We start from the raw sequence: 14,948 nt of genomic DNA, 5'->3' as shown, positions 1-14,948 counted from the left end.
CACGGCAGGCGGGCCGCTGTTGTGCCCACACCCGGACGGCCGCGCCGTTGTGAGCCGTTAGTGTGGGGGGCCGTCCGAGATGCATGCCCCGCCAGTGGCGGGTTGATGCGTCCACCGCAGTCCAGCGAACCGGGGCCCGAACCTCGATGTCCGTGAACAGCCCAGCACCGGCCGTCCATCCGCCCGGTACCCCTGAGTTCCCGCGCCATGTCGTCACCGCCGTGCTCGTCGCGCACGACGGCGCGCGCTGGCTGCCCAAGGCCCTCCAGGGGCTGCTCGCGCAGGACCGTCCGGTCCAGGACGTCGTCGCCGCCGACACCGGCAGCGCCGACGACTCCGCCCGGCTGCTCGCCGAAGCCCTCGGCGACCAGCGGGTGCTGCACCTCGCCCGCCGCACCGGCTTCGGCGCCGCCGTCGAGGAGGCCGCCCGCTCCACCACGCCCCTGACCGCGGACGACCTGCCCTACCTGCGCCGCCGCAGCGGCTGGGACCCCGTCAGCCGCACCTGGAACGACGACGCGTACGACGAGCCCGCCGAGCCGCAAGGCGACCCGATCCAGTGGCTGTGGCTGCTGCACGACGACTGCGAACCCGACCCCGGGGCGCTGGCCGCGCTGCTGCGCACCGCCGAGACCTCGCCGTCCGCCGCGATCATCGGCCCCAAGCTGCGCAGCTGGTACGACCGCCGCCAACTCCTGGAGACCGGCGTCTCCATCGCCCGCAGCGGACGCCGCTGGACCGGCCTGGAGCGCCGCGAGCAGGACCAGGGCCAGCACGACCAGGTCCGCCCCGTGCTGTCCGTCTCCTCCGCCGGCATGCTCGTGCGCCGCGACGTGTGGGAGGAACTCGGCGGCTTCGACCGGCGCCTGCCCCTCATGCGCGACGACGTCGACTTCTGCTGGCGCGCCCACGCCGCCGGCCACACCGTCCTGATCGCCCCCGACGCGGTGATGCGGCACGCCGAGGCCGCCTCCCGCGAACGCCGGCCCGTCGACTGCGCCGGCCGCTCCGCGGTCAACCCGCACCGCGTCGACAAGTCCGGCGCCGTCTACACCCTCCTGGCCAACACCCGCGGCCCGCTGCTCCCGTACGTCATGCTCCGCATCGTCGTCGGCACCCTGCTGCGCACCCTCGCCTACCTCGTCGGCAAGGTGCCCGGCCAGGCCGTCGACGAGATCGTCGGCCTGCTCGGCGTCCTGCTGCGTCCCGGCCGCGTACTCGCCGCCCGCCGCCGCCGAGGCCGCGGCGCCATACCGCCATCCGAACTGCGCCCCCTGTTCCCGCCGCCCGGCGCGACCGTGCGCGCCACCGTCGACCAGGTCGTCAGCAACTTCGCCGGCCGCGCCGACGCCGCGACCGCCGCCGCCGGCCGCCATGGCGGCGCCGTCGAGTCCGGACCCGGCGACGAGGATGGCGACTTCCTGGAGCTGGAGCAGTTCGGCCGGCTGAAACGGATCGCCCGCAAACCGGGGCCGGTGCTCTTCGCCGTCCTGCTCGTCGTCTCCCTGGCCGCCTGCCGCGGCCTGCTCGGCGGAGGAGCGCTGGCCGGCGGCGCCCTGCTCCCGGCCGACCCCGGCGCCTCCGACCTGTGGGACACCTACGCGGGCTCCTGGCACGCGCTCGGCAACGGCGGCACCCAGGCCGCGCCCCCGTACATCGCGGTCCTCGCGCTCTTCGCCACCGTGCTGTTCGGCTCCACCGGCCTGACCTTGACCCTGTTCCTGGTCGCCTCCGTGCCGCTGGCCGGCGTCACCGCCTACTTCGCCTCCCGGCCGCTGGTCGAGTCCCGCCTGCTGCGCGCCTGGGCGTCGGTCGCCTACGCCTTCCTGCCGGCCGCGACCGGCGCGCTGGCCGGCGGCCGCCTGGGCACCGCCGTCCTGGCGATCCTGCTGCCGCTCATGGCGCGCGCCGCGATCTCCTCCGCGGGCCTGCAACTGAGCGACTCCGCCATCGAGCGCGGCACCCGTCCCGGCTGGCGCGCCACCTGGGTGCTCGCCTTGATGCTCACCTTCACCACCGCGTTCACGCCGGTCACCTGGCCGATCGCCCTGGTGCTCGCCGCCGGAGCGATCGCCTGGCGCCTGGTGCGCGGACAGCGGCAACTGCTGGTGCCGCAGCTCCTGCGCTCGGCCGCCCTGGTCGTCACCCCGATGGTGCTCCTCGCCCCCTGGTCGCTGACCCTGCTCGCGCACCCCGGGCGCATGCTCAACGAGGCCGGCCTGGCGTACTCCACCAAGACCGCCTCCGGCCTCGACCTGCTCCTGCTCAGCCCCGGCGGTCCCAAGGCGTCCGGCGGCTTCCTGCTGATCGGTGTGGTGCTGGCCGCCCTCGCCGCTCTGATGCGCGGCACCCGCCGCACCGCCATCGTCACCGCCTGGGCCGTCGCCCTGACCGGCCTGCTCTTCGCCGTCATCGAGAACGGCAAGGACTGGGCCGGTCCCGCCACCCTGGTCTACGGTCTCGCGCTGCTGGCCGCCGCCGCGATCGGCGCCGAGGGCGCCAACGAGCGGATCGCCGCCAGCGGTTTCGGCTGGCGCCAGCCGGTCGCCGCCCTGGTCGCCTTCGCCGCGGTCGCCGCCCCGCTGCTCGCCGCCTTCACCTGGGTCATCGACGGCGCCGACGGCCCGCTCAAGCGCACCAACCCGCAGCAGGTGCCCGCGTTCGTCGCCGAGGAAGCAACCACCAGCGACCAGCCCCGCACCCTGGTGATCAGCGGCACCGAAGGCCACGTCGACTACGCCGTCGTGCGCGGCTCCGGCGCCCGGATAGGCGACGCCGAACTCGCCGCCGAGGCACCCCACGACCACGCCCTGGACACCGTGGTGGCCAACCTCGTCGCGGGGTCCGGCGCTGACCAGGGCAGCCGGCTCGCCGGATACGCGGTCCGCTACGTCCTGGCCCCCAAGGGCGCGCCCCACTCCTTCGGCCGCGTCCTCGACAGCACCCCCGGCCTGTCCCGGCTCAGCCAGTCCGACGGCACCGAGCTGTGGCAGGTCAACCAGAACGTCGCCCGCATCACCATCACCAGCAAGGGCGCCCAGCCCGTCAGCGTCCCCTCGGGCCGCATCCAGGCGCACACCAAGGTGCCCGCCGGCCCGTCCGGCCGGGTGCTGCGCATCGCCGACACCGCCGGCTCCGGCTGGCACGCCACCCTCGACGGCTCCGCGCTCACCCCGGTCACCGTCGACGGCTGGGCGCAGGGCTTCGACCTGCCGGCCACCGGCGGCCGCCTGGACGTGACCTACAAGGAGCCGATCACCCACATCGGCTGGCTCGGTGTCCAGGCGCTCCTGCTGCTCGTCGTCGTCGTGCTCGCGCTGCCCGGCCGCCGTCAGGAGATCGACGACGACCTGCCCGACGCGGAGGGCGCCGTCACCGCCGACATCCCCGGCCAGGCCACGGGCGAGGGCCGCCGCGCCCGCCGCCTCCAGGCAGCCGCGGACGCGGAGGCCGCCGAGGCCGCGGACGGGGCCGCCTCGACCTCCGCCGCCGCGCCATCCACCGCGTCGGTCGAGGAGCCCGATTCCCCGGACGCTCCCGCCGAACCCTTGCCGGTCCGCGTACCGCCCGCCCGGGAAGAGGCCCAGGAGGCCCAGGAAGCCGGTTACGACCAGCAGCCCGGCTATCCCGCCCCGGCCGGCGGCTACGACCCGTACGCGGCCCCTGAGAGCGCCGACGGCTACACGTACCAGGACACCGGCTACCAGGAGGGCGGCTACCAAGAAGGCGGCTACCCGGACCCGTCCTACGCCCAGGGCGCCCCCGGCTGGGAGGGCGGGCAGCAGCCGTACCCGGCCGAGCCCGGGACGTACGACCAGCAGGCGTACGGCGACTCCTACGGCTACCCGGCGCAGCCCGGCTACGACCCCTACGCGTCGCAGCAGCCCGCCCAGGACGGCCAGGCGCCGTACGAACAGGGCTACGGCGAGCAGCAGCAGGAGTACGGCGAGCAGCAGGGCCAGGACGGCCAGGGCGGCGCGCAGCAGCCGTACCCCGACCAGGCCGGCTACGTCGACCCCGCCCCGTACTACGCAGATGGCGACCAGCGCCGCGATGGGAGCGACTACCAGTGAACCGCAGCACCCTGTCCCTGGCCGGTGCCGCGGTCGCGCTCGCCGTCCTGACCGGCGCGGCCTCGATGACCGGTGGAGACGACTCGCACACCGCCCCTGCGGCGTCCTCGTCGCGCCTGCCGGTCCAGCGCAGCACCCTGCTGTGCCCCGAGCCGTCGACGTCGGAGTTCGCCGACACCACGTACACGTCCTTCACGCCGCCCGGCAGCGGTTCGGGCACTGGCGCGTCCGGCGGCGACGCCACGCTGCTGCCGGCCACGCCCAAACCCAAGGCGCTCAAGCCGCTCACCGCCACCGGCAAGCCCGTCACGTCGTCCACCGACAAGTCGGACTCGCCCGCCCTCATCGGCACGGCGAACGGCCCCCTGGCGCCCGGGTGGAGCGTGCAGCAGACGACCGTCGTGAGCGACGGCCCCGGCCGCGGTCTGCTCGGCACCTCGTGTGTCGCCCCCGACAGCGAGTTCTGGTTCCCCGGTGCCAGCACTCAGGACGGCCGCCAGGACTACGTCCACCTGGTCAACCCCGACGAGACCCCCGCCGTGGTGGATGTCGACCTGTACGGCAAGGACGGCCAGCTCAAGGGCTCGACCGGCGACGGCATCACGGTCCCGGGCAACAGCTCCAAGCCGGTGCTGCTGTCCACGCTCATCGCCGACAAGGTCCAGGACCTGACCGTGCACGTCGTCGCGCGCAGCGGCCGGGTCGGCGCGGCCGTGCAGGCCACCGACAACAAGGCCGGCACCGACTGGCTGCCGGCCGCCGCCCAGCCCGCCGGCGACCTCGTCATGCCGGGCATCCCCGCCGACGCCACCGACGTCCGCCTGATCACCTATGCGCCCGGCTCCGACGACGCCGACCTGACGCTGAAGCTCGCCACCTCCACCGGCTCGATCACCCCGGCCGGCCACGAGACGCTGCACGTGCGGAGCGGCATGACCACGGCCGTCGACCTCGGGGACCTCACCAAGGGCGACGCCGGGTCCCTGGTCATCGGATCGAGCAGCTCGCACTCCCCGGTACCGGTGGTGGCCGCGCTGCGGATCACCCGCGGCAAGGGCAGCAAGCAGGAGATCGCCTTCCTGCCCGCGACCAGCCCGATCGACCGGCAGGCGACGGTCGCCGACAACCGCGCCAAGGGCTCCACGCTCGCCCTGACCGCCACCGGCAAGGACGTCAGCGTGAAGATCACCTCTTCGGCGGGCTCCACCGCGGGCACCGCCGCCGGCAAGACGGTCACCGTCAAGGCGGGCTCGACCCTGTCCATGGCTCCCCCGGAGCCTTCCGGCCTCAAGGGCTCCTACGCGGTGACCGTGCAGCGGCTGTCCGGCGGGCAGTTGTACGCGTCACGGATGCTGGCGCTGCCGCTCGACGGGGTGCCGATGTTCACGATCCAGCCGATGCCGGACGACCAGGGGATGGTCGACGTGCCGCAGGCCGCATCCGACCTGCGCGTCCTTCAGCACTAGCGTCCTGGGGCGCCTGGCCTCCTGGGGTGCGTGATCGCCCAGGGCGCCTGGCGCCGCCTGGCGTCCTAGGGTCGCAGGCGCCGTCGTGCCGCCTTCGCGCCCAGGGTGCGAAGGCGGCCCTCACTCCTCGCCGTATTTGGGGTCGACGTTCTCCGGCGACAGCCCGAGCAGCTCGGCGACCTGCTCGACGACGACCTCGTGCACCAGCAGCGCCCGCTCGTCGCGGCCCTTGGCGCGGATCTCCACCGGGCGGCGGTAGACCACGATCCGGCTCGGCCGGTCCTTCGCCGCGCCGATCAGCCGCCCGAGCGGCACCGGGTCGCCGTCGGACGGCGGAGCGTCCTGCGGCCAGGGCACGTCCTGCACGGCGAACTCCACGTCGGCCAGTTGCGGCCAGCGCCGCTCCAACCGGTCGGCGGCATCGCGCACCAGGTCGTCGAAGGCGTCGGCCCGGCTGAGCGCGAGCGGCACCTGCGGGGGCGCGATGGGCCCGCGCATGCCGCGGCCGTGGCGGTCGCGGTGCCGCGGCCGAGGCGCGGGCTGGGGCGGGGGAGTGGGGGCCGAACTGTCCATCAGCGTGAGCCTAGCCCCCGAGACGGGTCCGCACAGCAGGGCGTCACCTCCACCCGCGCCCGGCCCGCCGTACGGGCGAGCCGCGCCCCGGCCGCCGGCCGCGTCTGCGACCGCGACAGTGACCGGTTACTGCCCGATCCGTTTCCCGTTGGGACCGGATCGGGCCACAGAAGTGACGGATATCCGCCAGCCGGCATGCGAACCCGACGCACGTGACGACGGCGGCCACAGCGTTACTCTCGGTATCCGCTTCTGGTGCTCCGACGGTTGCCGCAGGTCAGCCTCGTACATCCGGCGTAGCCGGCCCCGAACGGCGCCGAGCGACACGACCGGGTGACCTGGCGGAGAGTCGTCGCGGCCCGCTCAAGAGTGCGGTACCGTCCAACCTCGTGAGCCCTGTACGTCGCTGTTCGCGCACCGCTTGCGGCCGCCCCGCCGTCGCGACACTGACGTACGTCTACGCGGACTCCACAGCCGTGCTCGGCCCGCTGGCCACGTACGCCGAACCCCACTGCTACGACCTGTGCTCGGAGCACTCCGAGCGCCTCACCGCGCCGCGCGGCTGGGAGGTCGTCCGCCTGGCCACCGACACCGGCCCGGTCCGGCCCAGCGGCGACGACCTCGAAGCCCTCGCCAACGCGGTCAGGGAAGCGGCCCGCCCGCACGAACGCGGCCAGGGCGGTGCGGCCACCGCGCGCGACATCGACCCGGTGGAGGTCGCCCGGCGCGGGCACCTGCGGGTCCTGCGGTCACCGGACCAGTAGGCTCGCCGGCCCCGGACCGCGTCTCGGATAGGTTGTCCGGACCGGACCGCCCGGGACCGTAACGCAGAGGTGTGCAGTGCCCCAATCATCGGGTTCTTCGGCGTCACCCGACCTGTCGCAGATCATCAAGGCGTACGACATCCGCGGAGTCGTCCCCGACCAGTGGGACGAGCCGCTCGCCGAGGTCTTCGGCGCCGCTTTCGCCACGGTCACCGGCGCCACCGCCATCGTCGTCGGCCACGACATGCGGCCGTCCTCGCCCGGGCTGTCCCACGCCTTCGCGCGTGGCGCCGCCTCCAGGGGCGCGGACGTGACCGAGATCGGCCTGTGCTCCACCGACGAGCTGTACTTCGCCAGCGGCCGTCTCGACCTGCCCGGCGCGATGTTCACCGCCAGCCACAACCCCGCCCGGTACAACGGCATCAAGATGTGCCGGGCCGGTGCCGCACCCGTCGGCCAGGACACCGGCCTCGCCGAGATCCGCGACCTGGCCGAGCGGTGGTCCGCGACCGGGCTGCCGGCCGGCGCCGCCACCCCGGGCACCATCACCACCCGCGACGTCCTCGGCGACTACGCGGGCTTCCTGCGCTCCCTGGTCGACCTGTCCGGCATCCGCCCGCTGAAGGTCGTCGTGGACGCGGGGAACGGGATGGGCGGCCACACCGTGCCGACCGTCCTGGACGGCCTGCCGATCGACCTGGTGCCGATGTACTTCGAACTGGACGGCACCTTCCCCAACCACGAGGCCAACCCGCTCGACCCGAAGAACCTCGTCGACCTCCAGGAGAAGGTCCGCGAGACCGGCGCCGACCTCGGCCTCGCCTTCGACGGCGACGCGGACCGCTGCTTCGCGGTGGACGAACGCGGGGAACCCGTCTCCCCCTCGGCCGTCACCGCGCTGGTCGCCGCCCGTGAGCTGGCCAAGCACCCGGGCGCCGCTGTCATCCACAACCTGATCACCTCCCGCTCGGTGCCCGAGGTCATCGCCGAGCACGGCGGCACCGCGGTGCGTACCCGCGTCGGCCACTCCTTCATCAAGCAGCGGATGGCGCAGACGGGCGCCGTCTTCGGCGGCGAGCACTCCGCGCACTACTACTTCCGCGAATTCTGGAACGCCGACACGGGCATGCTCGCCGCGCTCCACCTGCTGGCCGCCCTCGGCACCCAGGAGGGGCCGCTGTCCGCCCTCGTCGCCGCCTACGACCGCTACGCGGGCTCCGGCGAGATCAACAGCACCGTCGCCGACCAGGCCGGCCGTACCGCCGCCGTACGGGCCGCCTTCTCGGCGGAGGAGGGTGTCAGCTTCGACGAACTCGACGGCCTGACCGTCTCCACCCCCGACTGGTGGTTCAACCTGCGCGCGTCCAACACCGAGCCGCTGCTGCGGCTCAACGTCGAGGCCCGCGACGCCGCGACGGTCGGGCTCCTGCGCGACCGGGTGCTCGCCATCGTCCGCGACTGACCGCGCTGTCCGCGCCGGGCCGACGGGCCTGTACGGCGGCGCCGTTCGGCCGGTTGCCGGCAGGGACCGGGCGTCCGGGCGGCGCCGTACCGCGGCCCGGACGGGCAGCCCGGCTCCCGGCCGCGCCCGGACGGGAGCCGGCAAGCGGGCGGGTCCGACCCGCCACCGGGCACGGCGATAGGCTGAACCCGCAGGCCGCAACGGCCCACGACCGCCGCAACCCGCACGGAGGACCCGCCATGCCGCTCGTCGAACCCAGCCTCCTGGAGATCCTTGCCTGCCCGGCCTGCCACGCGCCCCTGCGCGAGGACGACGCCGCGGCCGAACTCCTGTGCACCTCCGGCACCTGTGGCCTGGCCTACCCCGTGCGCGACGACATCCCCGTGCTCCTCGTCGACGAGGCCCGCCGCCCCGCCTGACCCCAGGCCGTACCCGCACCCGACCGGGAGGTCGTGTTGTTCGACGAGTCGCTGTTGGAGGACCCCGACGCGCTCGCCCGCGCCGACGTCCACGGACTGCTGCGCGGCGTCGCCGCGGCCGGCGCACGGGTGCGCACCGCCCTACGGCTCGCCGAGGAAGCGGGCCTGGCCGAACTGCGGCCCGACGGCCGTCCGCGTGCGCTGCTCATCGCGGGCAGCGGTCCCGAGGCCGCCGCCGTCGCCGACCTGTTCGCCGCGCTCGGCTCCGGCGTGGCCCCGGTCCAGTTGCTCACCCCGACCGGCCCCACACCGGCGCAGGCCCGCTGGACCCTGCCCGGCTGGACCGGCCCCCTCGACCTGCTGCTCCTGCTCAGCGAGCACGGCACCGAGCAGGGACTCACCGATCTCGTCGAGCAGGCGTACCGCCGCGGCTGCACCGCCGCCGCCGTCACCCCGGCCAGAGCCCCGCTGGCCGACGCCGTCGGACAGGTCCACGGCATCGCGCTGCCCTTCGCCGGCCCGGGCGGCGGCTTCGACTCCGCCGCCGACTCCGCCCCGGCGACGACCGACACCGGCGCGTTCTGGGCACTGCTCACCCCGGTGCTGGCCCTCATCGGCCGGATCGGCCTGATCAGCGCCTCCACCAGTGCCCTCCAGGCCGTCGCCGACCGGCTCGACGCGATCGCCGCCCGCTGCGGGCCGGCCGTGGCGACCTACAGCAACCCGGCCAAGACCCTCGCCGCCGAACTCGACGGCTCCCTGCCCCTGTTGTGGAGCCAGGGCCCGGTCGCCGCCGCCGGTGCGCGCCGGTTCGCGACCGTCCTCGCCACCCGCGCCGGGCGGCCCGCACTCGCCGCCGAACTGCCTGCCGCCCTCACCGCTCACGGCCCCCTGCAGGCAGGCGCCCACACCCTGGCCGGCGACCCCGACGACTTCTTCCGCGACCGGGTCGAGGACACCCAGGAACTGCGACTGCGCATCGTCCTGTTCCAGGAGGCCCCCGACCAGCCCGGCTCCGCGGCACCCGCCGCCCGCGAGCAGGCATACGCCCACGACACCCCGCTCAGCGAGATCACCGCTCCCGGCGGTAGCCCGCTCGACACCGCCGCAGAACTCCTCGCCCTCACCGACTTCGCCGCCGCGTACCTGGCCGTCGCCTCGACCGAGAGACCATGACCGGAATGAATCGCCTCACCAACACCATCCGCCCCTACGCCTGGGGCTCCACCACCGCCATCCCCGAACTCCTCGGCACCGCGCCCACCGGCGAGCCCCAAGCCGAACTGTGGATGGGCGCCCACCCCGGAGCCCCCTCCCGCATCGACCGCGGCCAGGGCCCCGTCGCCCTCGACGCCGTCATCGACGCGGACCCCACCGCGGAACTCGGCGAAGCCGCCGTCAAGCGCTTCGGCCCCCGCCTGCCCTTCCTGTTCAAGGTCCTCGCCGCCGGCGCGCCCCTCTCCCTCCAGGTCCACCCCGACCTCGCCCAGGCCGCGGCCGGTTACGCCGAGGAGGAGGCCCGCGGGATTCCCCTGGACGCCCCGCAGCGCAACTACAAGGACGCCAACCACAAGCCCGAGATGATCGTCGCGCTGTCGCCCTTCGACGGCCTGTGCGGCTTCCGCCGGCCCGCGGAGGCCGCCGACCTCATCGACGCCCTGGGTGTCCCCACCCTCACGCCCTACGTCGACATCCTGCGCGCCCACCCCGAGGACCGTGCCCTGCGCGAGGTCCTCGCGGCCGTCCTCGGCGCGGACCCCGCCGCCATGGCCGAGACCGTACGCGCCGCCACCGAGGCCGCTGCCCGCCTGGCAGCGACCCCCGGCACCTCCCACGCCGCCGCCTACGCCGCCTACGCCAAGGCCGCCCACAGCTTCCCCGGCGACCGCGGCATCATCGCCGCGATGCTGCTCAACCACGTACGCCTCCAGCCCGGCGAAGCCCTCTACCTCGGTGCCGGCGTCCCGCACGCCTACCTCGACGGGCTCGGTGTCGAGATCATGGCCAACTCCGACAACGTCCTGCGCTGCGGGCTCACCCCCAAGCACATCGACGTACCCGAACTCCTGCGCATCGTCCGCTTCGAGGCCGGCGACCCGGGCGTGCTCCGCCCTGAGGCTGCGCCCGACGGCGAGGAGCTCTACCCGGCCCCCATCGACGAGTTCCGCCTCTCCCGCTACCTCCTCGCCCCCGGCGCCGACCCCCGCACACTGCCCGCCGGCACCCCGCAGATCCTGCTCTGCACCAGCGGCGAGATCCGCCTGCGCACCGTCGACGCCTCCCACGCCGCCTCCTCTCCTGCCGCCACCCTCACCCTCTCCCAAGGCGAATCCGCCTACGTCCCAGCCGGCGAACGCACCGAACTCACCGGCCAGGGCACCCTCTTCCGGGCGACCGTGACCGCGTAGCCCGCCTGACGCACCGCCAGACGACCGGGACGCCGCCGCAGGGCTCTGCGACAATGCCCGTCCGAACCCCCGAACCGACGGGTTCCGAGCGCCCACCGACCGAGCCGACCGAAAGGACACCCACCACCCATGAGCGCGTCAGGCGGAAGCAAGGCGATCATCGCGGCCCTCAGCGCCAACCTCGCGATCGCCGTCGCCAAGTTCGTCGCCTTCGCGTTCAGCGGCTCGTCCTCGATGCTCGCCGAAGGCGTGCACTCCGTGGCCGACTCCGGCAACCAGGCGCTCCTCCTCATCGGCGGCAAGAAGGCCAAGCGCGCCGCGAACGACGAACACCCCTTCGGCTACGGCCGCGAACGCTACGTCTACGCCTTCCTCGTCTCGATCGTCCTGTTCTCCGTCGGCGGCATGTTCGCCCTCTATGAGGGCTACGAGAAGATCCGCCACCCGCACCCCGTCGATCACTGGTACTGGCCGGTCGGCGTCCTGGTCTTCGCGATCCTCGCCGAGGGCTCCTCCTTCCGTACCGCGGTGAAGGAGTCCAACCACACCCGCGGCGACCTGTCCTGGGCCGAGTTCATCCGCCGCGCCAAGGCACCCGAACTCCCCATCGTCCTGCTGGAGGACTTCGGCGCCCTGATCGGCCTCGTCCTCGCCCTGGCCGGCGTCGGTATCGCCCTCGCCACCGGCAGCGGGGTCTGGGACGGTATCGGCACCCTGTGCATCGGAACTCTCCTCATCTGCATCGCACTTGTCCTCGCCGCGGAGACCAAGTCCCTGCTGATCGGCGAAGGCGCCGGTCCTGAGGTCAACGACCGCATCCGCACCGCCATCGCCGACGGGGACACCGTCACCGGCGTCATCCACATGCGCACCCTCCACCTCGGCCCGGAAGAACTCCTGGTCGCCGCCAAGATCGCCGTGGACCACGACGACACAGCCGTCCAGGTCGCCGCCGCCATCGACGCGGCCGAAGAACGTATCCGCGCCGCAGTGCCGATCGCCCGCGTCATCTATCTCGAACCCGACATCTACAGCGCGGCCGCCGCCGCGGCGGGCCCCGACCCCGACCAGACCCCCGGCGGCCGCTGACCGCGACCCCCTGCGGCAGAAGCGCCGTCCGGTGTAGATTCATACGTAGCCAGACGTCGCTGCTGATGGCGGTCGGGCGGTCATCGCACAACGACCGGCCGAGGGAGAGAGGGCCTCCGACGGATTGCGCTGCCACAAGGGGACAGGTGTGTCCGTAGTACTCGGAACGCCATGCCGCGCGGCAGCGCCGTGTCCATGTCCACCTCGACCACCACGAGGAGCAGCCCGTATGACCACCACCGCCACCGACTTCAAGGTCGCGGACCTCTCCCTTGCCGCGTTCGGTCGCAAGGAGATCACCCTCGCCGAGCACGAGATGCCCGGCCTGATGTCCCTGCGCTCCGAGTACGCCGCCGCTCAGCCGCTGGCCGGCGCCCGCATCACCGGCTCGCTGCACATGACGGTGCAGACCGCCGTCCTCATCGAGACCCTCGTCGCCCTCGGCGCGCAGGTCCGCTGGGCGTCCTGCAACATCTTCTCCACCCAGGACCACGCCGCGGCGGCCATCGCCGTCGGCCCCGAGGGCACCGCGGACAACCCGCAGGGTGTCCCCGTCTTCGCCTGGAAGGGCGAAAGCCTCGAAGAGTACTGGTGGTGCACGGAGCAGGCTCTGACCTGGCCGAACACCCCCACCGGCGGCCCCAACATGATCCTGGACGACGGCGGTGACGCCACGCTCCTGGTGCACAAGGGCGTCGAGTTCGAGAAGGCCGGCGCTGTGCCCGCCACCGCCGCTGACGACAGCGAGGAGTACGGCTACATCCTCGACCTGCTGCGCCGCACCATCTCCGCGAGCCCGCAGAAGTGGACCCAACTGGCCTCCGAGATTCGCGGCGTCACCGAGGAGACCACCACCGGCGTCCACCGCCTGTACGAGATGCAGCAGGACGGCACGCTGCTCTTCCCGGCGATCAACGTCAACGACGCGGTCACCAAGTCGAAGTTCGACAACAAGTACGGCTGCCGCCACTCGCTTGTCGACGGCATCAACCGCGCCACCGACGTCCTCATCGGCGGCAAGGTCGCCGTGGTCTGCGGCTACGGCGATGTCGGCAAGGGCTGCGCCGAGTCGCTGCGCGGCCAGGGCGCCCGCGTCATCATCACCGAGATCGACCCGATCTGCGCGCTGCAGGCCGCGATGGACGGATACCAGGTCGCCACCCTCGACGACGTCATCGAGACCGCCGACATCTTCGTCACCACCACCGGCAACCGCGACATCATCATGGCCTCCGACATGGCCCGGATGAAGCACCAGGCGATCGTCGGCAACATCGGCCACTTCGACAACGAGATCGACATGGCCGGCCTCGCCAAGATCCCCGGCATCGTCAAGGACGAGGTCAAGCCGCAGGTCCACACCTGGACCTTCCCCGAGGGCAAGACGCTGATCGTGCTCTCCGAGGGCCGCCTGCTGAACCTCGGCAACGCGACCGGCCACCCCTCCTTCGTGATGTCCAACTCCTTCACGGACCAGACCCTGGCCCAGATCGAGCTGTTCACGAAGCCCGAGGAGTACCCGATCGGCGTCTACGTGCTCCCGAAGCACCTCGACGAGAAGGTCGCCCGCCTCCACCTGGACGCGTTGGGCGTCAGGCTCACCACGCTCCGGCCCGAGCAGGCGTCCTACATCGGCGTCAAGGTCGAGGGCCCCTACAAGCCGGACCACTACCGCTACTGACCGGCGTAGTCGCGAGCCCGCGCGACTCACAAAGCGGCGAACAGATCCACCGCGCACCGGCCCCCGTCTCGCCCGCGAGGCGGGGGCCTTGCCAGACCCCGAAACCGGACGATGCCCCGCGGCCGCTACTCCTTCTACGACACGCATGACCACACTCCCCTGGGTGCAGAACACTTCCACTGCGCCACCGGCCCCTCCGGCTGGCGCTACACCGCGCAGACCACCACGCCCGAAGGCGCACACGCGGGATCGATCGACCTCACCATCGACGACCTCGGCCGTCCCATCCGCCTCGAGCTGCACGCCGCCGCATGGCAGGTCCGCGCAGCCGCGATCGACGGCGTCACCTGGGTCAGAACAGACCCGACCGGCGAGCACGCCCAAGAAGGCAACGCGCCCGCGCACGCGTTCACTGGTCTATCGCCGGCGTTCCTGATCGCCACCGCCCGGCTGCTCCGCCTCGAACCGGGCGCGCCGGCCACCCGCGTACGTCTCGTGTCATTCCAGGCCCCCGTCCTCGCACCGCTCACCGTCGACCAGTCCTGGTCGCTCCTCACAAGGACAGCACATTCCACGGACAGCGGTTTGCTGCCTGTGGATAACTTCCGCGTGGACGACCTGGCCACCGGCGATCAGTACGACGTCCACCTCGCCGGCGACGTGGTCCTGGCCGCGCCGGGCATCGAGCTGGAGGACCTTGACACGCCACCGTCCACCTTCGGCTGATTTGACGCGTGCCTGGGTCGGATGTAGGTTAGAACGGTTGTCGCGAGCCGGACTCGTCCGGGATGACGCGCGAGAACCTTGTCGCTTCGCTTGCCGAAGGCACCAACCCCCAGTCGAGAGAAATCTTGAGTCGGGCATCCGTGTCTCCGAAAGGCGGGTGGTAATTCCGACCGAAAAGCTTCTGCTAAGGTTGGAACACAACGAAGGGAAAGCCCGGAGGGGCCCGGAAGGGCAGCCGATGGCAGCTTCCGCTCCTTGAGAACTCAACAGCGTGCCAAAAGTCAACG

Annotated in this window: 11 protein-coding genes; 10 read left to right on the top strand and 1 reads right to left on the bottom strand. The window is 72.9% G+C overall.

The features are described from left to right. Positions 1-146 precede the first annotated feature (146 nt). A complete protein-coding gene (locus ACIPAE_RS39325; RefSeq protein WP_402452196.1) occupies positions 147-4,073 on the top strand; it encodes a glycosyltransferase in 3,927 nt (1,308 codons plus the stop codon). After that, positions 4,070-5,539 (top strand): DUF5719 family protein, encoded by a 1,470-nt coding sequence (locus ACIPAE_RS39320; protein WP_402452194.1) that lies wholly within the window; start codon positions 4,070-4,072, stop codon positions 5,537-5,539. The genes ACIPAE_RS39325 and ACIPAE_RS39320 overlap by 4 nt, the downstream gene beginning before the upstream one ends. 120 nt (positions 5,540-5,659) lie before the next feature. Here the strand turns inward: ACIPAE_RS39320 and ACIPAE_RS39315 are convergent, their stop codons facing one another. Next, a complete protein-coding gene (locus ACIPAE_RS39315; RefSeq protein WP_329368991.1) occupies positions 5,660-6,112 on the bottom strand; it encodes a metallopeptidase family protein in 453 nt (150 codons plus the stop codon). A 338-nt stretch (positions 6,113-6,450) separates the two neighbouring features. Here ACIPAE_RS39315 and ACIPAE_RS39310 point away from each other — a divergent pair, with 338 nt between their 5' ends. The 8 genes from ACIPAE_RS39310 to ACIPAE_RS39275 all read left to right on the top strand — a co-directional run bounded on the left by ACIPAE_RS39310 (position 6,451) and on the right by ACIPAE_RS39275 (position 14,661). Continuing rightward, a complete protein-coding gene (locus ACIPAE_RS39310) occupies positions 6,451-6,876 on the top strand; it encodes a DUF3499 domain-containing protein (RefSeq protein ID WP_328474135.1) in 426 nt (141 codons plus the stop codon). A gap of 76 nt (positions 6,877-6,952) precedes the next feature. Then, complete coding sequence (locus ACIPAE_RS39305; protein ID WP_402452191.1) at positions 6,953-8,338, top strand: phosphomannomutase/phosphoglucomutase; 1,386 nt, start codon at positions 6,953-6,955, stop codon at positions 8,336-8,338. Between the two features lie 239 nt (positions 8,339-8,577). Next, positions 8,578-8,757, top strand: a complete 180-nt coding sequence (locus tag ACIPAE_RS39300) for a Trm112 family protein (RefSeq protein WP_329368996.1) — start codon at positions 8,578-8,580, stop codon at positions 8,755-8,757. 36 nt (positions 8,758-8,793) lie between these two features. After that, positions 8,794-9,933, top strand: a complete 1,140-nt coding sequence (locus ACIPAE_RS39295; protein ID WP_329374250.1) for an SIS domain-containing protein — start codon at positions 8,794-8,796, stop codon at positions 9,931-9,933. A gap of 5 nt (positions 9,934-9,938) precedes the next feature. Beyond that, complete coding sequence (manA, locus tag ACIPAE_RS39290) at positions 9,939-11,165, top strand: mannose-6-phosphate isomerase, class I (protein ID WP_402452232.1); 1,227 nt, start codon at positions 9,939-9,941, stop codon at positions 11,163-11,165. A 129-nt stretch (positions 11,166-11,294) separates the two neighbouring features. Beyond that, entirely contained in the window at positions 11,295-12,254 is a 960-nt protein-coding gene (locus ACIPAE_RS39285) for a cation diffusion facilitator family transporter (RefSeq protein ID WP_402452188.1), read from the top strand. Positions 12,255-12,483: 229 nt separating this feature from the next. Further along, entirely contained in the window at positions 12,484-13,935 is a 1,452-nt protein-coding gene (gene ahcY / locus ACIPAE_RS39280) for an adenosylhomocysteinase (protein ID WP_329369000.1), read from the top strand. Between the two features lie 111 nt (positions 13,936-14,046). Then, a complete protein-coding gene (locus tag ACIPAE_RS39275) occupies positions 14,047-14,661 on the top strand; it encodes a hypothetical protein (RefSeq protein ID WP_329369002.1) in 615 nt (204 codons plus the stop codon). The last annotated feature ends 287 nt before the right edge of the window (positions 14,662-14,948 follow it).

It is taken from the genome of Streptomyces sp. NPDC087270 (assembly GCF_044744625.1).
Taxonomy (GTDB): domain Bacteria; phylum Actinomycetota; class Actinomycetes; order Streptomycetales; family Streptomycetaceae; genus Actinacidiphila.
Note: the sequence above shows the minus strand (reverse complement) of the source record. Positions and strands in the feature narration are given on the sequence as shown.